Origin of the sequence: Streptomyces sclerotialus (assembly GCF_040907265.1) — a bacterium.
GTDB lineage: Bacteria > Actinomycetota > Actinomycetes > Streptomycetales > Streptomycetaceae > Streptomyces > Streptomyces sclerotialus.
Window position 1 is genome coordinate 808,189 of sequence record NZ_JBFOHP010000002.1, and the last position, 26,947, is coordinate 835,135.

A 26,947-nucleotide genomic window follows, 5' to 3' on the forward strand; every position below is an offset into this window, starting at 1 on the left:
CTAGCCTCGCCGCGCCCGCCGCCATGCCGCTTCGGACCGGACCCCTTATCAGTGAGTGGAGTTGGACCATGACCGACCTCTTGCACACCCGTACGGACAGTGCCGCGCCCTTCCCCATGACCGAGACGCAGCAGGCGCTGATGATCGGGCGGGGCGAGGGAGTGGAGCTCGGCAGCATCGGCTGCTACGGCTACTTCGAGTGGGAGCGCGCCGGTCTCGACCCGGAGCGCCTCGCCACCGCCTGGCGCCGGGTGGTCGCCCGGCACGACATGCTCCGCGCGGTCGGCAGCCCGGACGGCACCCAGCACGTGCCGGCCGACCCGCCGCCGTACGACATCCCGGTCCTGGACCTGCGCGCGCTCACGCCGGACGCGGCCGACGAGCGGCTCGCCGCGCTGCGTGCCGAGATGAGCCACGTGGTCTTCCCGGTGGGCAGCTGGCCGCTGTTCGACCTGCGGATCATCCTGCTGCCCGGTGCGGGGAACCGCGGCCGGGTGCACCTGGGCATCGACCTCCAGGTGCTGGACGCCTCCAGCGCCTTCCAGGTGCTCTTCCCCGACCTGATCGAGCTGTACGAGGCCCCGGAAGCGGAGCTGCCCGCTCCCGGCATCTCGTTCGCCGAGTACGCCCGCTGGCGTGCCGAGGCGCTGCCGCACACCGACGCCTTCCGGACCGCCCGCGAGTACTGGCTGGCGCGCGTCCCTGACCTGCCGCCCGCGCCGTCCCTGCCACAGGGCGGCGGCCAGGAGGACGGCGGGGTCCGCTTCGACCGGCGCGAGCACCGCCTCTCCCCCGCCGACCGGCAGCGGTTCGCGGAGCGCGCAGCGGAGGCCGGGCTGACACCGTCCGTGCTGCTCACCGCCGCCTTCGCCGAGGTGATCCGGTGCTGGTCGGAGGAGCGGGACTTCACCCTCAACTACCCCGTCTTCCGGCGCCCGCCGGTGCACGAGGAGATCGGCGGAGTACTCGGCGACTTCACCAACGCCGTGCTGCTGGCCGCCGACGGCTCGGGCGAGACCTTCCTCGACCGGGCCCACGCGCTCCGCGATCAGCTGGCCCGGGACCTGGAACACGACGCGTTCAACGGCGTACGCGTACTGCGTGAGCTGACCCGGCAGCACGGCACGGGCGCGCGGTCCGCCATGCCCGTCGTCGTCACCAGCCTGCTCGACTACCCGGTGCGCCGCCCGGTGACCGACCTCGGCGAAGAGGTCTACTCGATCTCACAGACCCCGCAGGTCTCCCTGGACGTCCAGCTCCGCGAGCTGGCCGGCGAACTGCGGGTCATCTGGGACTTCGTCGACGGCGCGTTCGCGCCCGGCTTCGTCGACGCCGCTTTCGAGGCGTACGTCTCCCTGCTCCAGCGGCTCGTCGAGGACCCGGACAGCCTGCGCGCCAAGCGCTTCGACCTGGTCCCGCCGGCCGAGCGGGAGCTGCGCCGCCAGGTCAACGACACGGCCGCCCAGATCCCGTACGTCACGCTGCACGAGCTCTTCGCCGAGCAGGCGGCGCGCACGCCCGACGCCGAGGCGGTCGTGGCGGCCGGCCGCCGGCTGACGTACGCGGAACTGGCCGCCTACGCCTGGCGGATCGCCCGTACCCTGCGCTCCCACGGTGCCGCGCCGGGCGAGCTGGTCGCCGTGGTCATGGAGAAGGGCTGGGAGCAGTACGCGGCGGTGTACGGCATCCTCGCGGCCGGCGCCGCCTACCTGCCGCTGGACCCGTCCGTGCCGCCGGAGCGGCTGCGCCGGCTGCTCGCCGAGGGCAAGGTCGACAAGATCCTCACCCAGTCGCGGCTGGAGACCCGGATCGGCTGGCCGCCGAGCGCCCACCGCTACCGGGTGGACCTGGACTTCGAGATCGGCAGCGCCGAGCGTCCCGACACCGCGCAGACCCCGGCGGACCTGGCGTACACCATCTTCACCTCCGGCTCGACCGGTGAGCCCAAGGGGGTGATGGTCGACCACATCGGTGTGGTCAACCTGATCCGCGACGTGGCCGCGCGCTTCGAGGTCACCGCGGCCGACCGGCTCCTGGCCATCTCCGGGCTGCACTTCGACGCCTCGGTCTACGACGTGTTCGGGGTGCTGACGCAGGGCGGCACCGTCGTGGTCCCGCCGCCGTTCGAGCACGCCGAACCGGACGTCTGGGCCGACCTGGTGGCCGCCGAGCGGGTCACCCTGTGGAACTCCGTGCCGGTCCTGATGGAGCTGCTGGTCGGCGAGGCCGAGGTGCGGGAGCGGCGCGGCGGCGGCCGGCCGCTGGAGTCGCTGCGGCTGTCCGTGCTCTCCGGCGACTGGATCCCGCTGACGCTGCCGGACCGGCTGCGCGCGCAGAGCCCGGGGATCCAGGTGGTCGGCTCCGGCGGCCCGACGGAGACGATCTGCTGGTCGCTGTTCCAGCCGATCGGCGCGGTCGACCCGTCCTGGACGAGCATCCCGTACGGCAAGCCGATCACCAACCAGCGGTACTACGTCGTCGACGGCGGGGCGTACGAGCGGCCGCTCGGCGTCGTCGGCGAGATGGCGGTGGCCAGCGACGTGGGCCTGGCGCTCGGCTACTGGAACGACGCGGAGCGCACCGGCAGCCGCTTCGTCCACCTGCCCGAGACCGGTGAACGCGCCTATCTGACCGGCGATCTGGGCCGCTACCTGCCGGACGGCAGCATCGAGATCCTGGGCCGGGACGACTTCCAGGTGAAGGTGCAGGGCCACCGCATCGAGCTGGGCGAGATCGAGGCGGTGCTGCGCCGGGACGAGCGCGTCGAGGCGGCCGTGGTGGTGGCCCCGGCCAGCGCCCACGGCGTCCGCCGGCTGCACGCGTTCGTGGTGGCCGAGGGCCCGGAGGCAGCGGATCCCGTGCTGGCCCGGCTCGCCGAACAGCTGCCCTCGTACATGGTGCCGTCCGCGCTCACCGTGCTCGACCGGCTGCCGCTCACCCGCAACGGCAAGGTGGACCGGCTGCGGCTCGCCACCGAGGCCGGGCAGCAGCAGCCCGCCGGGAACGCCGCGGCACCGGACGGGGACGAGGCGCCCAGCAGCCCGCTGGAGCTGGTGCTCTGCGCGGCCGTCGCCGACATCCTCGGCCTGGACCGGGTGTCGCCGGACGACAACTTCTTCAAGCTGGGCGGCGATTCGCTCAGCGGCACCCGGCTCGCCGGTCTGCTCCAGGACCTGCTGGGCGTGCCGGTGCCGGTCAAGACCGTGTTCGGGAACCCGCTGCTCCGCGAGCTGGCCGCGAAGACCGCGGCGGACGAGCGGCACGGCGCGGACGCCGTCGCGGCCGCCGAGGCGCTGAGCGCGCTGGAGCCGGACGACGCGGACGCCGCCGGCGCCACGGACACCACGGACGAGTCCGAGAAGGGACAGTCATGAGCCTCACCCTGCCCACGCCCGTCGCGGAGCCCGTCGAGGCCGCCGCGGCGCCCGTCGCGGGGCCGGCGACCGGCCCCGACCTGGTCGCGTTCGCCGGCCGGGCCGCGGCCGGGCTCCGGGAGGCGGACCCCGCGCTGTACGCGCTGCTGAGCCGGGAGTCGGCCCGCCAGAACGACACCCTGATGATGGTCGCGGCCTCCAGCGTGGCCGACCCCTCCGTACTCGCCTGCGGCGGCAGCGCGCTCGGCAATCTGACCGCCGAGGGGTTCCCCGGCGCCCGTTACCACGCGGGGTGCGGGGTGGCCGACGAGATCGAGCGGCTCGCGATCGACCGGGCGTGCGCGGCCTTCGGCGCGCGGGACGCGATCGTGCAGCCGCACTCCGGCTCCTCGGCGAACCTCGCCGTCATCACCGCACTGCTGAGCCCGGGTGACACCCTGCTCGGCCTCGACCTCGACTGCGGCGGCCACCTCACCCATGGCTCCCCCGCCTCGGTGACCGGCCGCTACTACCGGGCCAAGGGCTACCGGGTGACCCCGGACGGCTTCCTCGACTACGACCGGATCCGCGAACTGGCCCTCGCCCACCGGCCCAAGCTGATCGTCTGCGGCGCGAGCGCGTACCCGCGGAGCATCGACTTCGCCCGCTTCCGGGAGATCGCGGACGAGGCCAACGCCTATCTGCTCGCCGACATCTCGCACATCGCCGGGCTGGTGGCGGCCGGGCTGCACCCCAGCCCCGTCGACCACGCCCATGTGACGACGACCAGTACGTACAAGCAGCTCTACGGTCCGCGCGGTGGTCTGATCCTGCTGGGCCGCGACGCCCGGATGCCGGGGCCCGAGCGCGGCACCCTCGCCGCGACCCTGCGCCGGGCCGTGTTCCCCTTCACCCAGGGCACGCCCGATCTGGCGTCGGTGGCGGCGAAGGCCCGTGCGCTGGACTTCGTGGCGGGCCCCGGCTTCGCCGAACTGGCCAAGCGGCTGGCGGACGGTGCCCAGGCCGTCGCCGAGCGGCTGGCCGAGCGCGGGCTGCGCCTGGTCACCGGCGGCACCGACACCCACATGGTGCTGCTCGACCTGCGCGGCACCGGAGTGACCGGCGATGTCGCCGAAGGGGCCCTGGAGTCCTGCGGGATCGTCGTCAACCGCAACCGGGTACCGGGGGACACCACCCCCGCCCGTGTGACGGGCGGACTGCGGCTGGGCAGCAACACGCTGGCCGCCCGCGGGATGGACAGGACCGCGGCCGCCGAGTGCGCCGACCTGGTCGCCGACGTCCTCGACGCGCTGCGCGCGCACGGCGGCGCGCTGCCGGACGCGGTGCGCGACCGGGTCCGCGACCGGGTGTCCGCGCTGTGCGCCCGCCATCCCCTGCCGGGGTACCTCTCGTGACCTTCACCGGATTTCCGCCCGGCGCGCTGCGCCTGTACGCGGACCTCGCTGCCGACAACACCAAGGAGGCGTGGCGGCTGCGCCACCGCGAGGTGTACGAGCGGGACGTGCGGGCGCCGATGGACGCGCTGGCCGGCGAGCTCACCGAGGTTTTCGGTGAGCTCGCCGGGCCGGACGGGGTGCGGGTGCTCGGCCCCGTCCGCGACACCCGGATGTCGCACGACAAGTCCCCGTACAAGACCTACCAGGGCGCGTACCTGGACGTGCTGCCCTGTCTCGGGTTCTGGGTGCATCTGGACCGGGAGGGGCTGTACGTCTCCGGGCGGTACTACCCGTACGCCGGTGCCGAGGTCGCCCGGTACCGCGCCGCCGTCGACGATCCGCACAGTGGCGGTGAACTGGCCGCGATCACGGCGGAGTTGGCGGCACGGGGTTTCACGATCGGCGGTGACCGGCTGAAGTCCCGGCCGCGCGGGGTCCCGGCGGACCACCCGCGCCTGGGTCTCCTCCGGCACCGCAAGATCGATGCCGGGCGCCGCTACGGCCCGGGGCCCGACGTCCACACGGCCCGCGCCGGGGAGCTGGTCCGCGAGACCTGGCAGCTGGTCCGTCCGCTGCTGGACTGGGTGGTGGACCACAAGCTCACCCCGGAGCCCCGCGACCGAGGAGCTGACGCGCCGTCATGACCACCGAGACCGTCGATCTGCGCAGCGACACGGTGACCCGGCCGACCGCGGGGATGCGCGCGGCGATGGCGTCCGCCGAGGTCGGGGACGCCCTGTTCGGCGAAGATCCCACCGTACGCGCGCTGGAGGAGCGGCTGGCCGGCATGTTCGGCTTCTCCGGCGCGCTGTTCGTGCCCTCCGGCGTGATGGCCAACCAGATCGGGCTGCGGCTGCTGGCCGGCCCCGGTGAGGAGCTGGTGTGCGACGCCGAGGCGCACATCCTGGCGCACGAGGAGGCCGCGCCCGCCCGGTACGGCGGGATCCAGACGCGCACCGTGTCGGCCGGGCGCGGCCTGGTCACCGCCGAGGCGCTGGCCGGGGCCCTGCGGGCCGGGAACGCGTACACGCTCGGCACCCGCGCGGTGGAGGTGGAGCAGACGCACACCCGCGCGGGCGGCACGGTCCAGCCGCTGGAGACGCTGCGCGCGGTACGGAAACTGACCGCTGAGGCGGGCGTCGCCGTGCACATCGACGGGGCGCGGATCTGGAACGCCGGGGCCGCGACCAGGACGCCGTGGGCCGAGTACGGGGCGCCGGTCGCCGACTCGCTCTCGGTGTGCCTCTCGAAGGGGCTCGGCGCGCCGGTCGGCTCGGTGCTGCTGCTCCCCGCCGAACAACTCTCCCGCGCACGGAAGTTGGCGCACGGACTGGGCGGCGGGATGCGGCAGTCGGGCATCCTGGCGGCCGCGGGGCTGTACGCCCTGGACCACCATGTGGCGCGGCTCGCCGAGGACCACGAGAACGCCGCGCTGCTGGCGGCGGGGCTGCGGGACGCGGGGTTCGCCGTGCGCCCGCCGGAGACCAACATCGTCCTCGTCGAGGCGCCCGGCGCCGGGGACGTCGTGGCACGGGCGGCCCGGGAGGGGGTGCTGGTGACCGCGCCCGGTCCCGGAACGGTCCGGCTGGTCACCCATCTGGACGCAGGACGACAGGCGTGCCGACGGGCCGTCGGGGTCCTGGTGACGGCGCTGCGAGAGGCCGGAACCGGGGCGCGGCGGAGCGCGGACACGGAACACACGGCGACAGCGGAAGAGAGCACAGAAGCAGCATGAGTGTAGAAGTACGTCCCGCCACGAAAGAGCGCTGGGACGATCTCCAGGCCGTACTGCAACCGAAGAAGAGCGCGCACACGTGCTGGTGCATGGCCTGGCGGCTGACCACCGGCGACTACGGGCGGATGTCGGCGGACCAGCGGGGCGAGCACCTGCGCACCCTGGTGGAGGCCGCCGACCCGCCGCCCGGCGTACTGGGGTACGTGGGAGGCGAGGTGGCCGGCTGGTGCAACGTGGCACCGCGGAAGGAGCTGGACCGGCTCACCTCCTCCAAGACGATCACTCCGGTGGACGAGGTACCGGTGTGGTCGGTGACCTGCTTCGTCGTACGCAAGGAGTTCCGCGGCAAGGGCGTGGCGTCGGCCCTGCTGGAAGGTGCCGTCGAGCACGCCAGGGCGCACGGCGCTCCGGCCGTCGAGGGTTACCCGGTGGATCCTGAGGGCGGCCGGGTGAACCCGACGCTCGCGTACGTCGGGACGATGGAGATGTTCGAGCGGGCGGGCTTCCGGCGGGTGAAGCGGACCGAGGCCAAGAGCGACAAGCGGTACCGCTGGGTGCTCCGCCGCGACCTGGACTGACGGGCCGGCGCCGGGCGTCGGGCCGGTTCCGGCGCCCGGTCCGGACAGGAGGGGGAGGGACGTCCGCACCACGGACGTCCCTCCCCCTCCTGGCGTGTTCAGACGGTGTGTGCCGCGGTGTCCCACAGGTGGGCGGGCCGGCCGCAGCGCAGCGCCTCCCAGGCAGCGCGGCGGTAGCACCCGGCGACCAGCCCGTCGCGCACCAGCCCCGAAGCGCCGTGCAGATGGACCGCGTCGCGCGTCACGTCGAGGGAGGTCTCCGCCGTCAGCGCGATCAGCCCGGCCGCCTCGCCCACGGTGAGCCGGTCCTTGTCCAGGTCCCGGGCCGCGTCGTCCACCGCCCAGCGCACGGCGTCCAGCCGGGCGAGCAGCCCCGCCACCCGCAGCCGCGGGGCCTGGTGCTTGACCAGTGCCTGCCCGAACTGCTGCCGGCCGCGGATCCGGGACACCACAGCGGTCAGCGCCGCCGCCGTGATGCCGGCCAGCAGCGAGGCCTGGTGGACTGCGGCCCGCAGGCCCACGCGGGCGAGCGCCTGCTCGGCGGCGAGGCCGCGCAGCAGCACCGCCTCGGCCGGCAGCCGGGCGTCGTCGAAGACCGCCCCGGACACCGCTCCCCCGCCGTGGTCGCGCAGCGGCCGTACCTCGACGCCCGCGGCCGGCAGGTCCACCAGCGCGACGCACGGCCCGTCCGGGCCGCTCGCCAGGACCAGCAGTGAACCGGCGCCGACTCCGGCGGCGAACGGGCCGCCGGTGCCGGTCAGCACGATGCCGCCGGTCCCGCCGTCCGGTTTCCAGGTGACGCCGGGCGGTACGGTGCCGCGCGGGTCCGGCAGCCGGCCCGGTACGGCGAGGGGGTGCTCCCCGGCCCGTACCCGGTCCAGGAGGGCGTCGGCCGCCTCCGGTGCGGCGGGGCCGAGCCCGGCGAGCAGGTCGAGGGCGAGCAGGGTGTCGGTCAGTGGTACGGGCTGCATCGCGTTGCCCGCCTCCTCGCACACCATCGCGAGGACGGCCTGGCCGAGGTCGAGGCCGTCCGTGCCGATGGGCAGTGCGAACTCCCAGGCGCCGACCTGGGTCAGCGCCTCCCAGGAGGCGGCGGGCGTGTCCCCGCCGGCCTCCAGGCCCTGCCGTACGGTGAGCCGCAGCTGCCGGAAGAGGGCGTCCTCGTCCTCCCGCTCCCGCCAGCGCTCGGCTCTCCCGCCGGCCTCCGTGGTCGTCGTCACGGCCGTACCTCCGCCCCTGAGTCGAGACGCAGCCGGGCCAGCGTCTCCAGCATCATTTCGGCGGTGCCGCCGGATATCCGCATCCCGGGTGCTTCGCGCAGCGCCGCGTCGAGTGGGTGTGCCACCCCGTCGACCCGGGGGTCGTCGAGGGTCATGCTCCGGTCGCCGTCGAGCTCGGCGGCCCACCAGGCCACCTCGGCGGCGAGTTCGGTGGTGTACCACTTGGCGGCCGCGGCCTCGTCCTCGTTGAGTTCGCCCCGGTCCAGCCGGGTGAGGACGCGGCGGACCAGCGTCCCGGCGGCGAGCAGCCGGGCGTTGAGCTTGGCGAGCCCGATCTGGTCGTGCTGGCCGGCTTCGAGGCGGTCGCTGTGTCCCTCCAGCCGCTCCAGGGCGGCGCGGTACCAGCGCAGGGCCTTGACGTAGTAGTCGAGGCCGGTGCGTTCGAACGCCAGGGTCTTGACGACGATGGCCCAGCCCTGCCCGATCTCGCCGACCACGTCGTCGGCGGTCACCGCCACCCCGTCCAGGGTGACTTCGTGGAAGGCGTCGTCGCCGATGCCGGGGATCGGCCGGATGGTGACGCCCGGCTGGGCGAGGGGCACCAGGAACAGGCTGAGCGCGTCGTTCTCGCCGCGGGCGAGGCACAGCCCGTAGTCGGCGAGCCCGGCGAAGAGGGAGTGGACCTTGGTGCCGTACAGCTTGTGGCCGCCGTTGCCGTCGGCGACGGCTCGGGTGGAGAGGATGTTGAGGTCGGACCCGGCCTGCGGCTCGCTGAAGAGCACGCAGCCGAACGCCGTGCCGGCCGCGAAGCCCGGCAGATGCCGGGCCTTCATCTCGGGGCTCGCGACGTTGAGCAGCGTGGAACCGACGATCTGCACGGTGAGGGTGTGCAGCAGGTCCGGTACGTCGTGCATGGCCAGCTCCTCGACCAGCACGGCGGCGGCGACCTGGCTGACGCCCCGGCCGCCGTACTCCGTGGGCCACTGGGGGGCGAGCAGGCCCGCCTGCCCCAGCGCCAGGTGGACGGGCCGGGGGTCACGGGTGCGCCGGGCCTCGGCGACCGGCGCCGAGACGAGGACGTCGTGCACCTCTTCCCGCAGGGCGCGCATCGGCGTGCGGGGCACGTCCGGGCCGGACCGGACGAGTCCGCAGTCCGCGGGTGCGCGGTAGAACTCGGTGGTGAGCAAAGGGGACTCCCTAGTGCCGGGTGCGGACGGGGGCGGCGGGCTCGGCGACGGCCCGGTCCAGCACCGCTTCGATTCCGGTGAGCAGTCCGCGTACGTCCTCGGGCGCTGCCGCCCGTCGGTTGTACTCGGCGGTGCCGCCGATCCGCCCGTCGCGCTCGGTCAGGCCGATGCAGGCGAGCGTGGCGGCGGGGTCCGGGCTGTAGAGCTCCAGATGGCGGGCGGGTGGCCCGGGCAGCTGGCTCACCTCGATCCCGGGCAGGCCGAACGGGACGGCCGGGTAGTTGTGGAGGGCGAACAGGACGCGGTACGGCGGCGGGGTGCCGGGCCCGAACAGCGCGTCCACCGGCAGCCGCTGGTGGCTGAGCGCGTCCGCTACGGCGGCGCGGGTACGGTGCAGCAGCTCCGGGAAGGCCGCGCCGCCGGCGAGGTCGATCCGGATCGGCACGACGGTGGTGAACTGCCCGACGGCGTCCTCCAGCCGGTCCGAGAAACGTCCGGCGGCAGGCGTGCCGATCACCGCTTCGTCGCGCCCTTCGCGCCGGGCGAGGACCACGGCGAGCGCCGTCAGCAGCGTCATGAAGGGGGTGGCCCCCTCGGCCGCGCCGAGCGCGAGCCCGGCGTCGACCGGGCCGCGGCCGAGCCGGACCGGGAGATGCCCCCGCTCGAACCCGCCGGGGGCCCGCGGCGCCGGCGGGGCGTCGGCGAACACCGCCCGGCGGGCGGCCAGCTCGGCGGTGCCCTCCGGTCCGGCCAGCCAGCGGCTCTGCCAGTCGGCGTAGTCCGTGAACTGCAGCCCCGGCGGGGGGAGGCTGTCCGCGCCGTCCCGGTACCCGGCCGCGAGACCGGTCAGGAACACACCGGACGACCAGCCGTCGAAGACCCCCAGGTGGGAGGCGAGCACCAGGACGTGCTCGTCGGGTGCCAGCCGCAGCAGCCGGAAGCGGCTGGTGCGGCCGGTGCCCAGGTCGAGGGCGGCGTCGGCGCTCTCGGTGAGCTCGTGCCGGACGCGGTCGGCGCGGGCGTCCTCGCCGTACGCGGAGAGGTCGGTACGGGTGAGCCGCAGGACCGGTTCCTCGTCCACGTACAGCCGCGGCGCCGCCGTGCCGTCCGCGGCCAGCCGGGTGCGCAGCGCCTCGTGGCGGCGGAGTACGCCGGTGAGCGCGTCCCGCAGCCGGTCGTGGTCGAGGCGGCCCTCGAGGCGTACGGCGTGCGAGCCGGTGCCCGGTGCGCCGCCCGTTCCCGGCTGTGCGGGGGCCCGGCCCGTGCCGTGTTCCCGGTGCCACAGCCGGGTCAGCAGCGCGGTGGCCGGGACCGGCCCGGCGCCGGAGCGCGGGGCCGGGCGGCCGGGCACGGGGCTGCGGGCCGCGAGGAGCAGCCGTGCGAGCTCGCGCCGGGACTCGGGCAGCGCGGCGAGTGCTCCTTCGACCCCCGCGGTGGCGCCGGGCGGCGCCGACCCGGCCGGGGTGGTCATCTCGGACCGTCCGGGGTCTGGAGGGAGCCGAGCAGGGCGGCGGCTTCCTCGTCGCTCATGTTCTCGATCTGCTCGAAGACCGCGAGCAGCCGGTCCTGTTCGCCCGCCGCCTCGGCCTTGGCCGCGCGGACCAGGTCGGCGAGGCCGGCGACGGTGGGCCGGCTGAAGAAGTCGGCGAGGGCGATGTCGATGCCGAACACGGCGCGGACCCGGGACACCACGATGGTGGCCTGGAGCGAGCTGCCGCCGAGCGCGAAGAAGTCGCCCTCGACGTCCGGGCTGGACCACTCCAGCAGCGGGGTGAGGATGTCCCGGCAGATCTGTTCCTCGATCGCGTCGCGGGGTGCGGTGCCGCCCTCGGCGGCCTGGTCGGCGGGGAGCGGCAGCGCCGCGGTGTCGACCTTGCCGTGCGGGGTGAGGGGCAGCTCGGGGAGGACCACGACGACCGGCACCATGTAGCCGGGCAGCCGGGCGGCGGCGTAGGCGCGCACGCCCTCCGCGTCGGCGACCTCGGAGGCGTAGGCCCCGACCTGCTCGACCGTCACGTAGGCGACGAGCATCCGCTCGCCGCCGGCGGCGGGCCGGTCCACGGCGACGGCCTGCTGGACGGAGGGGTGGCCGGTGAGGACGGCCTCGACCTCACCCGGTTCGATCCGGTGGCCGCGCAGTTTGAGCTGGCGGTCGGTGCGGCCGAGGAAGTCCAGGTTGCCGCCGGGCAGCCAGCGGACGAGGTCGCCGGTGCGGTACAGCCGGGCGGTCTCCGGGCCGTCCGCGAAGGGATTGTCGACGAACCGCTCGGCGGTCAGTTCGGGGCGGCCGAGGTAGCCGCGTGCCACGCCGGGTCCTGCCACGCAGAGTTCACCGGGTACGCCGGGCGGCACCGGGCGCAGCCGGGCGTCGAGCACGAACGCCTGGTGGCCCGGCATCGGGCGGCCGATCGGCGGATTGCGGTCGTAGCTGCCGGTGCAGTCCATCAGGGTGACCGCGACGGTGGCCTCGGTCGGGCCGTATCCGTTGACGAAGCGGCGCTCGCCTTGCGTCCATTCGGCGACGAGCCGGCCGGGGAACGCCTCGCCGCCGACCGACACCAGCCGCAGGTCCGGCAGCCGGGACTGGTCCAGCAGCGGCAGCAGGGCGGGCGGCAGTTCCGCGACGGTCACCGCGTCCGTGCGCATCCGGGCCTCCAGCAGGGCCGGGTCGCGGCGCTCGTCGTCGGTGGCGACGACGAGTTCACCGCCGGCCAGCAGGGTGCTGAACACCTCGAAGACGGACACGTCGAAGGTGAGCGGGGCGAACTGCAGCACCCGGTCCTGGGCGCCGATCTCGTACGCCTTGGCGATGGTGCGGGAGAAGTGGGTGACCGACCGGTGCTCGATCATCACGCCCTTGGGCGTGCCGCTGCTGCCGGAGGTGTAGAGCACGTACGCCAGGTCGCCGGGGGTCGACGACGGCGCGAGGGAGGGTACTTCGCGGACCGGTGCCGTCGAGCCCGTCTGGACCAGCTCCAGCGGTACGGGCAGCTCGGCGGCGGCGTCGACGAGGGCGTGCCGCACCTTGGCGTCGGCGAGGACGGTCCTGGTCCGCTCGGCGGGCGCCGCCGGGTCGAGCGGTACGTAGTGGGCACCGGCCTTGAGGATGCCGAGGAGTCCGGCGACGGCCGCCGGGCCGCGGCCGGCGCACACGGCCACCGGGTCGCCGTGCCGGACGCCCCGGTCGCGGAGCCGGTGGGCGATGGCCTCGGACCAGCGGTCGAGCGCGGCGTAGTCGAGGCGGGTGCTGCCGTGCCGGACGGCGACCGCGTCCGGGGAGATGGTGGCGCGCTCGCGGAACGCGCGGTCCAGGGTGGTGGTCCAGGCGGCCTCGTCGACCGGTCCGCCGCGGGAGAGTTCGCGGGCGTGCCGGGAGGCCGCCGGCTCCTCGACCAGGGTCAGCTCGCCGACCTGGACGTCCGGGTGCTGCGCGACCTGTTCCAGGATCCGCTGGAAGGCGGCGAGGAGGGCGGCGGCCGTGCCGTGCCGGTAGAGGGAGGTGTTGTACTCCAGGGACAGTTCCAGGCCGTCGTTCTCGCCGACCAGGAAGCTCATGTCGAACTTGGCGGCGCCGTCGTGCAGCTGGTCCATGGCGAACTCGACGCCGGCGGCCTCCGCGCGGTGGGTGCCCCAGCGGCCGAGCGAGGTGAACTCGATCTGGAAGAGCGGGTGCCGCAGCGGGTCGCGGACCGGGCGGACGGCCTCCACGACCTGCTCGAAGGGCAGCTCGCTGTGGGTGAAGGCGTCCATGACCGTGCCCGCGGTGCGGCTGACCAGCTCGCGGAAGGTGAGGTCGTCCGTGACCTCGGTGCGCAGCGTGATCATCTGTACGAAGCAGCCGATGACGCGTTCCAGGTCGGGGTGCGGGCGGGAGGCGCTGGCGGTGCCGACGACGACGTCCTCGGTGCGGGTCCAGTGCCGCAGGGTGGCGTTGAAGGCGGCGAGCAGGGTGGTGAAGACGGTGGTACCGCTGCTCTCGGCGACCTCGTTCAGCCGGTCCAGGAGCTCCTGGGAAAGGTTGATCTTCAGGCCGCGCCCGTCGCCGCGGGTCTCGGGGCTGCGCGGGTGGTCGGTCATGATCTCGGTGGCCTGCGCGCCGGCCAGGAGCTGCCGCCACTTGTCGGCCAGCGCCCTGCCGTGCTCCTCGTTCTCCAGCTTGGCGCGCTGCCAGGCGGCGAAGTCGGCGTACTCCACGGCTAGTTCGGGGCACTGGGGGCGCCGGCCGGCCGCCGCCTCCGCGTAGTGGGAGGTCAGTTCCTCGGTGAAGATCCGGGTGGAGCCCGGGTCCCAGACGACGTGGTGGACGACCCACAGCAGGACGTGCCGGTCGGCGGCCAGGCGCACCAGGTGGGCCCGTACGGGCGGCGCGGCGGCCAGGTCGAAGGGGGCCGCGGCGCAGGTCTCGGTGAGCTCGCGCAGCTCCCGGTCGGCGTCGTCGCTGCCGGACAGGTCGGTGGACAGGACGCCGAGGACGAACCCGGGTACGGGCTCCTGCCAGGGGACCCCGTCGACCTCGACGAGTCTGCTGTGCAGCACCTGGTGTCCGGAGACCACCGCGTTCAGTGCCTCGTGGAGGGCTGCCCGGTCCAGCTGTCCGGACAGCCGTATCGCCAGGGCGATGTTGTTGCGGGCCTTGCCGGCGCCGAGCCGGTCCACGAACCACATCTGCTCCTGCTGGAAGGAGGTGCGGGAGCGCGGTCCGTGGTCGGTGCGCTTGAGCTCGGCGCGGCGGCCGACGCCGGCGGTCATCTGGTTGCGCATCCGGCCGAGGAGACGGGACCGCTGGCCCTGGGGCAGCCGGCCGAGCCGTTCGGCGAGATCAGACATGGGTTCCTCCGTTGCGGTGCAGGTCGGCGAGTAGTGCGGCGAGCCGGTCGGGCAGGTGCTTGGCGAAGTAGTGGCGGCCGCCGGGGAGCACGGCGAGCCGCAGGTCGGCGGCGTACCGGCCCCAGGCACGGAATCCCTGTGCGTAGCCTTCGGTCGCGTCGTCGGCGTCACCGATGACGCAGGTGACCGGCGTGACCAGCGGCTTCTCGAAGCCGTCCGGGGTACGGGCGAAGAAGCGCGCGGCTTCGGTCATGTCGTGCCGGACCATCCGGAGCACGGCGGTGAGGTCGCTGTCGTCGAGCACGCCGTCGAAGCCGTCCATGGCGGTCAGGTAGGCGACGAGGTCGTCGTCACCGGAGACGCGCTCCATCTCCAGGGCGTGTTCCGGGTCCTCGTCGGGCAGCGCTGCCGCCAGGTGGAGGGCGACCGGCCGCTGTCCGCTGCGCTCCAGGACGTGCGTGGTCTCCAGCGCGGTGACGACTCCGGCGCAGTGTCCGTACACCGCGTACGGTCCGCTGACGGTCCGGGCGATCTCCGCGGCGGCCAGCTCGGCGAACTCGGCGACCGGCAGCATGGGTCCGGGCCGCAGCGGGTCGTGGCCGGGCGGGGAGACCGCCAGCAGCTCGATGTGCGGCGGCAGGTGGGCGGCCAGCGGCTGGTAGGCGATGGCGTCCCCGCCGCCGTGCGGGAAACAGACCAGGGTGAGGGTGACGGTGCCGGCGGGGCGCTCGGGCGTGAGCCGGTGCAGCAGCCGGTGCGGTACCGCGCCGCCGCCGGCCGGGCCGGCGAGTTCGGCGGCCCGGGCGGCGAGCCCGGCCGGGGTCGGGTTGCTGAAGAGGTCGACGACGCGCAGGGCGGCCGCGCCGCCCTGCGGGAGCGCCGCGGCGACGGCCCGTACCGCGCGTACGGCCGCGAACGAGTCCCCGCCGAGGGCGAAGAAGTCGTCGTCGGACCCGACGGCGGGGACGCCGAGCACCTCGGCCCAGACGGCGGCGATGCGCTGGGCGGTGGCGTGGCCCGCGGTGTCCGGGGCCGGCTGCGGTGCTGCGGCGGGCCCGGCCTCCGGGGCCGGCCGCTGAGGTGCGGCGGACGGCCCGGTCCGCGGGGCGGGCAGGGCGTTGCGGTCCACCTTGCCGTTGGGGCTGAGCGGCAGCCGGTCCAGTACCACCAGGTCGGCGGGCACGCAGTGCGGCGGCAGGACGGTGGCCAGCGCGGTGCGCACGGCCGGCAGGTCCGGTTCCGTACCGTCCTCCGGGACGAGGTAACCGACGAGCCGCGCCGAGCCCGCCGCCTGCCGGGCGACGACCACGGCCTCGCGGACGCCCGGCTGCTCGCGCAGGGCGCTCTCGACCTCGCCGGGCTCGATGCGCAGGCCGTTGAGCTTGATGCGGAAGTCGGTGCGGCCGAGGAGTTCGATGGTGCCGTCCGGCCCGTAGCGGGCCAGGTCGCCGGTGCGGTACAGCCGTTCGGTGCGGCCGGGCTCCAGTTCGACGTGCACGAACTTCTCGTCGGTCAGCTCCGGCCTGCCCAGGTAGCCGCGGGCCAGGCCGACGCCGCCGAGGTGCAGCTCGCCGGGGACGCCCGCCGGGACGATGCGGTCGTGCGGGTCGAGGACGAAGGCGAGCTGGTTGGCCATCGGCCGCCCGTAGGGCAGCTTGGTCCAGCCGGGGTCGACGCGGCCGACCCGGTACTCCACGGAGTGGATGGACGCCTCGGTGGCCCCGCCGAGCGCGACGAACGCCAGCTCCGGCGCGAAGGCGCGGATGCGGTCCGGCTGGGCGACCGGGATCCAGTCGCCGCCGAGGAACGCGGTGCGCAGCTTCGGCAGTGCGGGCCCGGCGGCGTGTTCGAGCTGGTCGACGAGGAGGTCGAGCAGGGCGGGCGCGGAGTTCCACACGGTGACGCCGTGCCGCGCCATCAGGTCCGCCCAGTGCGCCGGGTCCTTGGCGGCGGCCGGGTCGGGGAGGACGAGGGTGCCGCCCGCCGCGAGCATGCCCAGCGTCTCGTACACGCTCATGTCGAAGCTCGGCGAGGACAGTGCGAGCACCGCGTCGCCCGGGCCGATGCCGTACGACCGGTTGAGGTCCAGCAGGTTGTTGACCACGCCCCGGTGTTCGAGGGCGATGCCCTTGGGGGTGCCGGTGGAGCCCGAGGTGAAGATGAGGTACGCCAGGTCGCGCGAGGTGACGGGCACGGCGGGCCGGGTGGCGGGCTGCTGGGCGAGGGCCGCGCGGTCGGTGTCCAGCAGCACCGTGGTGGCGGTGCCGGCCGGCAGCCGGCCGATCAGCTCGGAGTCGGAGACGACGATCGGCGGGGCCGCGTCGCGCAGCAGCAGGGCCAGCCGCTCGGCCGGGTAACCGGGGTCCAGCGGGACGTAGGCGCCGCCCGCCTTGAGCACGGCGAGGATCGCGGTGACCAGCCCCGGGCCGCGGCGCAGGCAGAGCGCGACGGTCCGGTCGGGGCCTGCGCCCGCCTCGATGAGCCGGTGCGCCAGCCGGTTGGCGCGCTCCTCCAGTTCCCGGTAGGTGACCGCCCAGCCGCCGAGGCCGCCGCAGAGGACGGCCGGTGCTTCGGGGCGCCGGTCGGCGTGCTGCTCGAAGAGCTGGTGCAGGCAGGCGTCCTGCGGGAAGGGGGCGCGGGTGGCGTTCCAGTCGTGCAGGGCCGCCCGCTGCTCGGCCTCGGTGAGCAGCGGCAGTTCGGACAGCGGCGCCTCCGGGCGGGCGACGGCGCCTTCGAGGGTGGTGAGGAAGTGGCCGAGCAGCCGGTCCACGGTCGAGGCGTCGAAGAGGTCGGTGGGGTACTCCACCAGGGCCCGTACGGCGGTGCCGGTGTCGTGGACGCTGATCATCAGGTCGTACTTGGTGGCGCGCGAGGCGAAGTCGAGGGGCTCGGTGCCGAGTCCGGCGAGGCCGGGCGCGGTGTCCGGGGTCTCGTCCAGCAGGAACATCACGGAGGTCAGCGGTGGCCGGCTGGGGTCGCGGGGCAGTCCGACGGCGTCCACGATGAGGTCGAAGGGCAGTTCCTGGTGCGCGTACGCCTGGAGCGTGGTGGTGCGGGTGGCGCGGACCAGTTCGGCGAAGCCGGGGTCGCCGCCGGTCCGGATGCGCAGCGGCAGGGTGTTGACGAAGAAGCCGATGAGTTCGCTGAAGGCGGGGTGGTCGCGCCCGGAGACGGAGGTGCCGACGACGATGTCGTCCTGGCCGGTCCAGCGGCGCAGGGTCGCGGCGAAGCCGGCCAGCATGGTCATGTAGAGCGTGGCGCCTTCGGCCTTGCCGAACTCGCGCAGCCGGCTGATGAGTCCGGCGGGCAGGTCGATGTAGCGGGAGGCCCCGGCGTGGCCGAAGACGGGCGGCCGGGGGCGGTCGGTGGGCAGGTCCACCGGTGCCGCGCCGTCGAGTTCGGTGCGCCAGAATCCGGTGAGCTGAGCCAGCCGGTCCCCGCTGACGCGCCGGCGCTGCCAGGCGGCGAAGTCGGCGTACTGGAGAGCGAGTTCGGGCAGGGCTTCGGCGGCGGCGCCGACCCGCGCCGCGTAGCCGCGCTCCAGTTCGGTGTAGAGCAGCCGCATCGACCAGCCGTCGGTGACGATGTGGTGGAGGTTGAGGACCAGGACGTGGTCGTCGGGCGCGAGCCGGCCGAGCGAGGCGCGCAGGGGTGCGGCGCCCGCGAGGTCGAAGGGGGCCGCGGCGTCCGCGTCGTAGAACGGCCGGACGGCACTCTCGTCGGGCAGTTCGGTGACGGGCAGGGGCAGCCGGAAGTCACCCAGCACCCGGGGCTCGGCCTCTTCGGCGCCCGGCCGGTCGGCGTAGACGGTGCGCAGCACCTCGTGCCGGTCGACGATCTCCTGGAGCGTGGCGTGCAGCGCGGGGACGTCGAGGGGCCCGCGGATACGGGTGGCGACCGGCACGTTGTACGCGGGGCTGCCGGGCTGGAGCTGGTCGATGAACCACAGCCGCCGCTGGGCGAAGGAGAGCGTGGGCGGCTCCGCGGCGTCCCGGCGGGCCGGCGCGGGGTCCTCCGGCGTGGCGGCACGGCTCCCGTTGCGGCCGGCGAGGGCCTGGAACAGTGCCCGGCGGGCCTTCGGCAGTGCGGCTATGCGTTCGGCGAGGGACTCGCTCACCTTGAGCCTCCGTGCGTGTTCGGGAGCGGGACGGTGCGAGGGGGTGGGTGGTTCGCGGCAGGGGGACGCGTACGGCGGGCTCCGCGCGAGCCGCCGCGGGTGCCTCGGCGGGGTTTCCGGCGGGGTTTCCTCGTACGGGGCGAGTGGGTGCCGGCCGGCACCCACTCCCCCAAGGGCGTCGCGCGTCGGGCGGTCAGGCGGTGATCTTGGCGTTGTCCTCGTGGCCGCCCGTGGTGGCGGCCGCCGCGGCGGTCTTCTCCTCGGGCGTGTCGCCGCCCGGCATGTCCTTGATCCGGGCGACCGGCCCGGCCAGCAGGGTCAGACCGCCGAGGACGGCGATCGCGCCGGCCACCGCGAGGCCCGCGGTGAGGCCGATCGCCTCGCCCAGCGCGCCGCCCGCGAAGTAGCCGAGCGACAGGGCGCCGTACACCGCGGCGAGCGCGGAACCGCTGACGCGGCCCATCTGCTCGTTCGGGGTGACCCCCTGCACCAGGCTCAGGACGTGGATGTCGAACATCGGCGAGACGAATCCGATGACGGCCTGGACCACGATCAGCCCGATGAACCCGGCGGCCGCGCCGCCCGTCGGCACCAGGATGTAGCCGGCGCCGAGCACGACGGCGGTCAGCACCAGGGTGCGGCCGAGCGTGAGCCCCTTGGCGACCTGCTCGGAGAGGACCGCGCCGACGATCACGAAGACCGACATCACGGCGAAGGCCGCGCCGACCTGGCCGGGGCTCAGGTGCAGCGTCTTGTACGCGTACACCACCAGCAGCGCGTCACCCATCGCGGCACCGAGGTTGACCACGACGTTGGCGGTGAACAGGCCGCGCAGGATCGGGTTGCCGAAGAGGGTGCGCAGGCCCTCCTTCATCTCGGCCTTGGCGGAGGCCTTGCGCTCCTCGGTCCGCTCACGGGTGTCGCGGTGGCGGATGACGAGCAGCGCGATCAGCGAGACCAGGAAGGTGAACGCGTCCGCCGTGATGGCGCGCGCGGCGCCGAGCAGCTGGATCAGCGCACCGCCGGCACCGGCGCCGACGGCCTCGGCGACGCTGCGGCTGATCTGCAGTTTGGTGTTGCCCTCGACGAGGTTCTCGGTACCGATCAGCTGTGGCAGCCAGGACTGGTAGGAGACCTCGAAGAAGGTGGTGAGACAGCCGGTGACGGCCGCCACGAGGTAGACGTGGGTCATGCTGACGGAGTCGAGGGCGAACGCCAGCGGGATCGTACCCAGGGCGAGGAAGCGCCCCAGGTCGGCCACGATCATGACCATGCGGCGCGAGACCCGGTCCGCCACGAGACCGGCGACCGGCGCCAGCAGCACGAAGGGGAGGAAGCGCAGCGCGCCGAGCACGCCGACCTCGAATGCTCCGCCGCCGAGAACCACGACCGCGAGGGTGGGGAGCGCGAGCAGCGAGATCTTGTCGCCGAAATTGCTGACGGTCTGCCCGAACCAGAGTCGATTGAAATCGGAATGCCGACCGAGTGCCATGGAGACGCCCTTTTCTGTGGGGGACGGAATTGTCGGACGGCTCCGAAATTATGCGGCGGGGGTTAGCGGCCGGTTATGAATCCGGGGGACTATAGGCCGGCTGTAGACAGCGGATGAGAAGCGGCGTAGAAACGCGTGATGTCCGCGCTCTCGCGGGCGATGCCGGCGGCCACTTCCGGGTCCCAGGGCGCGTCCCCGGGGAAGGGTTCGGCCGTCACCGCTCCCCCGCGCCGGCCGCGCGTCCAGGTGCCCACCGCCAGGCCGTCGACCATGACGGTGGCCCGGATCTGGCCGCCGCCGGGCCACACCACACGCTCGTGCGCGGCGGGCACGGACAGTTCCCGGCTGCGGTATCCGACCAGGTAGTTGTCGTAGGCGGGCAGCAGCCGTACGTCGGGCCCGGCGCAGTCGGCGGGGGTGGCCGGTCCGGGGGCGGGTGCGGCGGCCCAGGCGTTCCGGCACGTCCCGATCCTCAGCCCGGACCAGTGCGCGAAGTCCTCCACCGTCGCGGGCCCGTGGGCGGCGCGGTAGCGGCGGGCGAGTTCGGTCTCGGCGGCCGCTCCGGTGAACGGGAGCGGGCCGGTGGCGGGCAGCCAGTCGTCGAGGAGGACGAAGGTGGCCTCCCCGTCGCGCTGCGGTCCGTGGCAGATCCGGCCGGCCAGCGCCGCCCGGCGGATCAGGTGGAAGGCGGCCTGGCCCTTCGGGGGCACGCCGAGGGTGGTGAGCCGGTCGGTGAGTTCGGGACGGGTCAGCGGCCCCTCGCCGTCGACGGCGTCGGCGATGAGCCGTTCCGCGCGCTCGCACAGCGCCTCGTCCAGGCCGAGTTCGCGCAGCCGGCGGGCGGCGAGCGCGAGGTGTACCGGGCCGAAGAGCGCGAGCAGCCAGCGGGCGTCGGCGGCCGGCACGTACTGCAGGGTGCCGCGCATGAACCAGCCGCGTACGACGCTGCGGTCGGTGTCGGTGGCCTGCCGTACCGCTTCGGCGGTCAGCCCACGGGCCCGTACCCGCAGTCCGAGCGCCGCGGCGGTCAGGTCCTGCGCCTGGACGGCGAGGACCCGGTCGAGCACGGCGGCGGCCGACGGTTCCCGGTGTCCGCCGCCGATCGCCTGTGCCTCTGCCCTGAGCAGCCGGTCGGTCGTTCCTTGTGCCACGTGTCCCGTCTTTCAGTCGAGCAGCGTCAGCCGCATGTCCTCTTGCGCCGCCACGCAGCCGACGGCGTCCCCGGCGGCCCAGTCCGTCAGCCGCCAGGCACCCCACCGGGGCGGTTCCTGTCCGTACACCGGAAGGTCGAGGCGGCTCAGCTCGTCGAGCGTAGCCACCCCGACCTTGACCAGTGACTCCTTCCGGACCCACTGGCGGAGGAAGGCGCGCAGCGGCCGGTCGTGCCGCCGCAGCGCCGCCAGTTCCCGTTCCGTGCACGCCCGGTGGGCGACCCGCCAGTCCAGCGGGCCGCCCGGGTCGGTCTCCAGGTCGATGCCGACGGGGCCGGGAGCCGCGGCGGCGGCGACCCGGCCCCGGGTGTGCGTGAGGCTCACGCCGAGGTCCGGTGCCTCGGCGAGCCGGGGCCGGCCGTGCGGCCGGGCGCACTCCCCGCAGCGCTGTACCACGGTGAGGGTGTGCGCCGGGCGGCCGAGGAGCCGCCCGGCGCAGAGCCGGACCAGGGCGTGGGCGGCCAGGAAGTCGTCCCGGTCGCCGGGTGACCGGAAGGCGTCGGCCCGCGCCAGTTCGGCAGGGGTCAGCAGGTCGCGGGCCGCACCGGCCGCCGCGAGCACCGCTCCGGTCCGCCCGGCCAGCGCCACCCCGCCCATCAGCGCTTGCGGCGCAGCACCGCGTAGTAGCCGGGCAGCCGCAGCGCATCGGAGTCCGACCGCGGGTCGATGGCGTGCAGTTCGATCGCCTCGTCGTCGACGACCTCCCAGTCCGGCTCGGGGAAGGCCTCGGCCAGTTCGGGGCGGGTGAAGCGGTGCGAGTGCCGGACCCCGGCCGCCTCCAGCGGCCCGACCAGGTCCTCGGCCCGGCCGCGCTTGCCGCCGACGAAGCCGAGGTATCCGAAGGAGTTGCTGGAATAGTCGGGCTCGTGCACGATCAGCGTCCCGCCGGGGCCGAGCAGCCGGCCGGCGACGGCGGCGAGCCGGGCCCGCGCCGCGCCGTCCAGGACGTGGAAGACCCCGCGGACGAAGATGTTGTACGGGCCCTCACCCAGTTCGGCGGCCTGCTCGGCGTCGGTCATGTCGAGCGCCAGGTAGTCGACGTTCGAGAGTTCCCCGCCGCGTTCGGCGGCCTCGCGCCGGGCGTGCTCGATCGCGCTGGCGGAGACGTCGACACCGACGACGCGCGGGTAGCGCGGGGCGAGTTCGCGGCTGTAGCGGCCGTTGCCGCAGCCCAGGTCGATGACCGGGAGGCGGGGGTCGAAGTGGCGCGCGGCCTGGCCGAGCAGCCAGTGGAACTCCTCGCCGCTGTCGGCGTCCCAGATCACGTCGCCGCCCCGGCCCGTCCGCTCGATCCCGGCCCAGTAGCGCTCCCACGCGTCGCCGGTGTCGCGCTCCTCGGCCTGTTCCGGCGCGGTCTCCTCGCCGGGCGGTGGCGAGCAGCGCTCCCAGACCTCCTCGTCGCCCAGCGCCTCCAGGAGGGTGACGAACTCGGTGAACATCGCGTCGATCAGGCCGTCGGGGTAGACGGCGGGCAGGAAGTCCCAGTTGAAGGTGAGGCCGCCGGCCTTCTCGAAGACCTGGAAGTCCAGCGAGACCTGCGGCGTCTGGGAGATGCCGTAGACCGGGACGCCGAGTTCGGTCTCCGCGTACTGCGGCGGGTGACCGGCGAGGCTGGTCATCACGACCGGCATGGCGGGCGCGAGCGAGCCGCGCAGCTTGGTCAGTTCGCGCAGCACCTGCACGCCGCTGAAGTAGCGGTGCTCCAGGTCGGCCCACAGCCGCCGCTGGAGGTCGCGGGCGCGCCCCGCGAAGGTGTTCTCGCGCTGTTCGACGGCGAGCAGCAGTGTGGTGGTGGTGTCCGCGAGCAGCGCGTTGACCTGCGGGTGCAGCGGCAGCCTGTTGAACAGCGGGAAGTTGACGGTGAACCGGGACTGTCCGGCGGCCCTGCCCAGTACCTCGGCGTACGCGGCGGCCAGCACGCCGGAGGGCGTCACCTCGCGGGCGTGCGCCCGCTCCTGGATGCGGGTCCACAGCGCGGCGTCCACGACGTGGCTGCGCCGCTCGAAGCGGACGGGCAGTTCGGGCGCGTCGGCGGGGCGCTCGGGCAGCTGGGGGGCGGGCGGGAGGGTGGCGAGCCGGTCGCGCCAGTACCACTCGGAGCGGCGGTAGAGCTCGCTGTCGCGCAGCGAACTGCCGACGGCGAGCACGTAGTCGCGGAAGGTCAGTTCCAGCGGCGCGGGGTCGGCGTCCGGCTCGGTGTAGAAGGTGACCAGGTCCGGGACGAGGACCTGGAAGTAGCTCCAGGCGTCGGCGACCAGGAAGTCCAGCGAGAGGTGGATGCGGGCCCGGCCGCCGCCGAGCAGGCTGATCCGTACGTCGAACAGCGGCCAGCTGTCGGCGTCCAGCACCTGGTGGGACAGCCGCTCGCGCAGCGCGGCGAGCTCCGTCTCGCGGGCTGCTTCGTCCAGGCCGCCGAGGTCGGTGACCGGGATGTCGTACGCGGGGATCTCCTCGTACACCTGCTGGGTGCCGTCGGGCAGGATGCGGGTGCGCAGTGCGTCGTGGCGCTCGACGAGCCGGTGCCAGGCGCGGGTGAAGCGGGGGACGTCCAGCTGCTCGCTCTCCCACTCGAAGTAGCCGTGGCAGCCCACGTTGCCCAGCTCGACGAGGCCGCCGCGCCCGATCCACAGGGCCTGCTGGCTCTCGGTGAGCGGGAAGGGCGCGAAGCGCCGGTCCGGGTCGGGGACGATGGCCGGCAGTCCGCCGAAGTCGCCGCGTCCGCCGGATCTTTCGGTGGTGAGGAGGGCGGCGAGTTCGGCGACGGTCGGGCAGCCGGAGAGGTCGGAGAGGCTGAGCTCGGCGCCGTACCGGCGGCGGATCTCGTCGATCAGCTGGAAGGCGAGCAGCGAATGCCCGCCCAGCTCGAAGAAGTTGTCGTGGATGCCGATGCCGTCGGTGCGGAAGGCCTCGCACCACAGGCGGGCGAGGGAGTCCTCGACCTCGTTGCGCGGCGCTTCGTATCCCGCCTGCGCGGCACCGTCCTTGATGTCGGCGGGCTCGGGCAGCCGCCGGCGGTCGACCTTGCCGTTGGGCAGCCGCGGCAGTTCGGGGAGGACGACGATCGCGCCGGGCACCATGTAGTACGGCAGGGTGCGGGCGACCTCGGCGCGTACGGTGCCGGAGTCGGGTGCCGCGCCCTGCTCGGGCGCCACGTAGGCGAGGAGCCGTTTGTCGTTCGGGCCGCGCTCCTGGGTGACGACGACGGCCTCGGCGATGCCGTCGAGGCGCGCCACGTGCGTCTCGACCTCGCCCAGTTCGACCCGGAAGCCGCGGATCTTCACCTGGGAGTCGGCGCGGCCGAGGAGTTCGACGGCGCCGTCCTCGCGGCGGCGGGCCAGGTCACCGGTGTCGTAGAGCACCGGGTGCGGGTCGCCGTCGACGACGTTGGGGCGGAACGCCGCGGCGGTCAGTTCCGGTCTGCCGTGGTACCCGGCGGCGAGTCCGGCGCCCGACACGTGCAGCCGGCCGACCTCGCCGTCGGCCACCGGGCGGTCCGCGTCGTCGAGGAGGTGGACGCGGAGGTTGGCGATGGGCACCCCGACCGGTACCTGCCGGGTCGCGCGGATCTCCGCCGGGGTGGCCGGGCTGGTGAAGTCGATGCCGGCGCCCAGGTCGAGGCAGGAGAGCACGTTGGTGGTCTCGGTGGTGCCGTACGTCATCACCACCCGGAACGGGGTGTCGGTGAGCGGCCAGCTGTGCACCCGTTCGGCCGTGGTCACCATGATCCGCAGCGCCGTGTCCGCGGGCCATGCGAGACCCCAGACAGGCTCGGCGAGCGCGGCCACCAGCATGGTGTGGGTGATCCGCTCCCGGACCAGCCAGTCGCGGATCTGGTCGGGGGTCTGGGCCTGGCCGGCCTCGGGGATGTGGATCGCGGCGCCTGTCGGGAGGTAGGCCAGCCACTCCATGATCTGTACGGCGAATCCGGGGGTGGACATCCACGAGGCGCGGTCCCCCGGGCGTACCCCGTAGGCGCGCCGGGTCCAGTGCACCAGGTTGGTGAGCGCCCCGTGCCGCTCCAGGACGGCCTTGGGGGTGCCGGTGGAGCCGGAGGTGTAGATCAGGTGGCTGATGGTGTCGGGCCCGGTGGGCACGCCGGCGGGTGTCGCGGGCTGCCCGTGGCCGGCGGTGGCGACCTCGGCGTGCGCCACTCCCGCGGGTATCCGCGCGGTGAGCTCGGCGGGGGTGAGGACGAGGAGGGGCCCGGCGTCGCCGATCATCGCGGCGAGCCGGTCGTCGGGGTTGACCGGGTCGAGCGCGACGATCGCGGCACCGGTCTTCAGGATGGCGAGCGAGCCGATCACGTAGTCGGCACCGCGCGGGTAGCACAGTCCGACCCGCTCGCCGGGCCGCGCGCCGCGGCCGATCAGCGCGTGCGCCAGGCGGTTGGTGGCGGCCTCCAGTTCCGCGTACGTCCAGGAGCGGTCGCCCTGCACCAGGGCGGGGGCGTGCGGGGTGCGGGCGGTCTGCTCGGCGAGCAGTTCCGGGTAGCCCGTCGCGGGGAACGGGGTGTCCGTACGGTTGAGGTCGAGGAGTGCGGTGGTCACAGCGCGGCCCTTTCTGCTCCTGTGAAGGCTCGGCTGCGCAGCAGCCGCACCGGGAGGCTCTTGATGCCCCAGGTGAAATTGGACGAGTTGAAGACGGCGGGATCGGTGAGTTCGAAGCCGTCGAGCACGGCGAGCATCTCGGTGAGCAGGGCACCGAGTTCGAAGCGGGCGAGGCGGGCGCCGAGGCAGAGATGGCGTCCGTGGCCGAAGGCGACGTGCCGGTTCGGGCGGCGGTCGACCCGGAAGCTGTGCGGGTCGGTGAAGACGTCCTCGTCCCGGTTGGCCGAGACGTTCCAGAGGGTCACCCGGTCGCCCGCCGCGACGGGCACCCCGTTGATCTCGGTGTCGCGCACGGCGGTGCGCAGCGCGTGCACGCCGGGGGTGGTCCAGCGCAGGATCTCCTCGACCGCCGGTGCGATGCCCTCGGGGCCGAGGCGGCGCAGCAGCTCCCACTGCTCCGGCTGCCGGGCGAACTGGTGCACGGCGCCGGCGGCGGAGTAGCGGGTGGTCTCGTTGGCCCCGGAGAGGACGCCGTTGCAGTTGAAGACGATCTCTTCGTCACTTAGCGGGCGGGCGGTGCCGTCGCCCTCGTCGACGAGGGTGTCGTGGGCGATCTGGCTGATCAGGTCGGCTCCGGGGCGGGCCCGGCGCTCGGCGAGCAGTTCGATGAAGTAGAGGAAGATCTCCGAGTGCGCGTTGCTGCGCACCGTCTCGTCCGGGGAGTCGAAGGCGTCGGTGGTCAGCGCCCCGATCCACGCCCAGTCGGCGCGCGGGATGCCCATCATGGCGCAGACCACCCGGTTGGGGAGCTGCTTGGCGAGGTCGATGAAGTCCAGCTCGCCGCGCTCGGCCGCCTCGGTCACCAGCTCCCCGACGACCGTCTCGACCAGGGACTCCAGCCGGGGCATCTGCTGGGGACCGAAGGCCTGGGACAGCGCGCGCTTGAGCCGGGTGTGGTGCGGTACGTCGGAGACGATCAGCATGCGCTGGGCGACGGCCGCCACGGCCGCCGGCTCGCTGCCGAGCCGCATGCCCCGCGCGGAGCTGAAGGTGTCGCTGTCCGCGTACACCCGCATGATGTCGCGGTGCTTGCTGAGCACCCAGAAGCCCTCGCCGCCGGGCTCGGGGTGCCGGTGGACGGGCGCGTTGGCGCGCAGCCAGGTGAAGGCGGACCAGAAGTCGTTGCGGCCGAAGGGGGCCGGGTCGAGCAGATCGATCCGCAT

The 26,947-nt window shown here is 74.2% G+C and carries 15 protein-coding genes; 5 read left to right on the plus strand and 10 right to left on the minus strand.

From position 1 onward, the window contains the following. Positions 1 to 68 precede the first annotated feature (68 nt). Genes AAC944_RS03725 through AAC944_RS03745 form a run of 5 tightly spaced genes read left to right on the plus strand, consistent with a single transcriptional unit; the run spans position 69 to position 7,123 of the window. Positions 69 to 3,374: a non-ribosomal peptide synthetase gene (locus AAC944_RS03725; RefSeq protein ID WP_051871248.1), complete on the plus strand. Its 3,306-nt coding sequence runs from the start codon at positions 69 to 71 to the stop codon at positions 3,372 to 3,374. After that, the gene (gene glyA / locus AAC944_RS03730) at positions 3,371 to 4,768 is read left to right on the plus strand and encodes a serine hydroxymethyltransferase (RefSeq protein ID WP_078888201.1); all 1,398 of its coding nucleotides are present in this window, start codon (positions 3,371 to 3,373) and stop codon (positions 4,766 to 4,768) included. Before AAC944_RS03725 ends, glyA begins: the two co-directional genes overlap by 4 nt. After that, the gene (locus tag AAC944_RS03735; protein WP_051871247.1) at positions 4,765 to 5,454 is read left to right on the plus strand and encodes a DUF2461 domain-containing protein; all 690 of its coding nucleotides are present in this window, start codon (positions 4,765 to 4,767) and stop codon (positions 5,452 to 5,454) included. Before glyA ends, AAC944_RS03735 begins: the two co-directional genes overlap by 4 nt. Beyond that, a complete protein-coding gene (locus AAC944_RS03740) occupies positions 5,451 to 6,545 on the plus strand; it encodes a threonine aldolase family protein (RefSeq protein WP_063759841.1) in 1,095 nt (364 codons plus the stop codon). The genes AAC944_RS03735 and AAC944_RS03740 overlap by 4 nt, the downstream gene beginning before the upstream one ends. Next, a complete protein-coding gene (locus AAC944_RS03745; RefSeq protein WP_030606537.1) occupies positions 6,542 to 7,123 on the plus strand; it encodes a GNAT family N-acetyltransferase in 582 nt (193 codons plus the stop codon). The genes AAC944_RS03740 and AAC944_RS03745 overlap by 4 nt, the downstream gene beginning before the upstream one ends. A gap of 98 nt (positions 7,124 to 7,221) precedes the next feature. Here the strand turns inward: AAC944_RS03745 and AAC944_RS03750 are convergent, their stop codons facing one another. The 10 genes from AAC944_RS03750 to AAC944_RS03795 form a co-directional block, all read right to left on the minus strand. Then, entirely contained in the window at positions 7,222 to 8,343 is a 1,122-nt protein-coding gene (locus tag AAC944_RS03750; protein WP_030606533.1) for an acyl-CoA dehydrogenase family protein, read from the minus strand. Continuing rightward, positions 8,340 to 9,530, minus strand: a complete 1,191-nt coding sequence (locus tag AAC944_RS03755; RefSeq protein WP_051871246.1) for an acyl-CoA dehydrogenase family protein — start codon at positions 9,528 to 9,530, stop codon at positions 8,340 to 8,342. The genes AAC944_RS03750 and AAC944_RS03755 overlap by 4 nt, the downstream gene beginning before the upstream one ends. A gap of 10 nt (positions 9,531 to 9,540) precedes the next feature. After that, positions 9,541 to 11,001, minus strand: a complete 1,461-nt coding sequence (locus tag AAC944_RS03760) for a condensation domain-containing protein (protein ID WP_030606528.1) — start codon at positions 10,999 to 11,001, stop codon at positions 9,541 to 9,543. Further along, entirely contained in the window at positions 10,998 to 14,357 is a 3,360-nt protein-coding gene (locus AAC944_RS03765) for a non-ribosomal peptide synthetase (RefSeq protein WP_051871245.1), read from the minus strand. The genes AAC944_RS03760 and AAC944_RS03765 overlap by 4 nt, the downstream gene beginning before the upstream one ends. Next, entirely contained in the window at positions 14,350 to 18,474 is a 4,125-nt protein-coding gene (locus tag AAC944_RS03770; protein WP_051871244.1) for a non-ribosomal peptide synthetase, read from the minus strand. The genes AAC944_RS03765 and AAC944_RS03770 overlap by 8 nt, the downstream gene beginning before the upstream one ends. A 193-nt stretch (positions 18,475 to 18,667) precedes the next feature. After that, positions 18,668 to 19,966: an MFS transporter gene (locus AAC944_RS03775; RefSeq protein ID WP_051871243.1), complete on the minus strand. Its 1,299-nt coding sequence runs from the start codon at positions 19,964 to 19,966 to the stop codon at positions 18,668 to 18,670. A gap of 89 nt (positions 19,967 to 20,055) precedes the next feature. Beyond that, a complete protein-coding gene (locus AAC944_RS03780; RefSeq protein ID WP_037771015.1) occupies positions 20,056 to 21,117 on the minus strand; it encodes a winged helix DNA-binding domain-containing protein in 1,062 nt (353 codons plus the stop codon). 12 nt (positions 21,118 to 21,129) lie between these two features. Next, positions 21,130 to 21,774 (minus strand): 4'-phosphopantetheinyl transferase family protein, encoded by a 645-nt coding sequence (locus AAC944_RS03785; protein WP_051871242.1) that lies wholly within the window; start codon positions 21,772 to 21,774, stop codon positions 21,130 to 21,132. Further along, entirely contained in the window at positions 21,774 to 25,724 is a 3,951-nt protein-coding gene (locus AAC944_RS03790; RefSeq protein ID WP_030606510.1) for a non-ribosomal peptide synthetase, read from the minus strand. Before AAC944_RS03790 ends, AAC944_RS03785 begins: the two co-directional genes overlap by 1 nt. Beyond that, positions 25,721 to 26,947, minus strand: a complete 1,227-nt coding sequence (locus AAC944_RS03795; protein WP_030606507.1) for a cytochrome P450 — start codon at positions 26,945 to 26,947, stop codon at positions 25,721 to 25,723. Before AAC944_RS03795 ends, AAC944_RS03790 begins: the two co-directional genes overlap by 4 nt.

What these genes read in the sequence shown, in the direction of transcription:
- AAC944_RS03725 (WP_051871248.1), top strand. Translation starts at nt 69, where the DNA reads ATGACCGACCTCTTGCACACCCGTACGGACAGTGCCGCGCCCTTCCCC.
- glyA (WP_078888201.1), top strand. Translation starts at nt 3,371, where the DNA reads ATGAGCCTCACCCTGCCCACGCCCGTCGCGGAGCCCGTCGAGGCCGCC.
- AAC944_RS03740 (WP_063759841.1), top strand. Translation starts at nt 5,451, where the DNA reads ATGACCACCGAGACCGTCGATCTGCGCAGCGACACGGTGACCCGGCCG.
- AAC944_RS03745 (WP_030606537.1), top strand. Translation starts at nt 6,542, where the DNA reads ATGAGTGTAGAAGTACGTCCCGCCACGAAAGAGCGCTGGGACGATCTC.
- AAC944_RS03760 (WP_030606528.1), bottom strand. Translation starts at nt 11,001, where the DNA reads ATGACCACCCCGGCCGGGTCGGCGCCGCCCGGCGCCACCGCGGGGGTC.
- AAC944_RS03765 (WP_051871245.1), bottom strand. Translation starts at nt 14,357, where the DNA reads ATGTCTGATCTCGCCGAACGGCTCGGCCGGCTGCCCCAGGGCCAGCGG.
- AAC944_RS03775 (WP_051871243.1), bottom strand. Translation starts at nt 19,966, where the DNA reads ATGGCACTCGGTCGGCATTCCGATTTCAATCGACTCTGGTTCGGGCAG.
- AAC944_RS03785 (WP_051871242.1), bottom strand. Translation starts at nt 21,774, where the DNA reads ATGGGCGGGGTGGCGCTGGCCGGGCGGACCGGAGCGGTGCTCGCGGCG.
- AAC944_RS03795 (WP_030606507.1), bottom strand. Translation starts at nt 26,947, where the DNA reads ATGCGGATCGATCTGCTCGACCCGGCCCCCTTCGGCCGCAACGACTTC.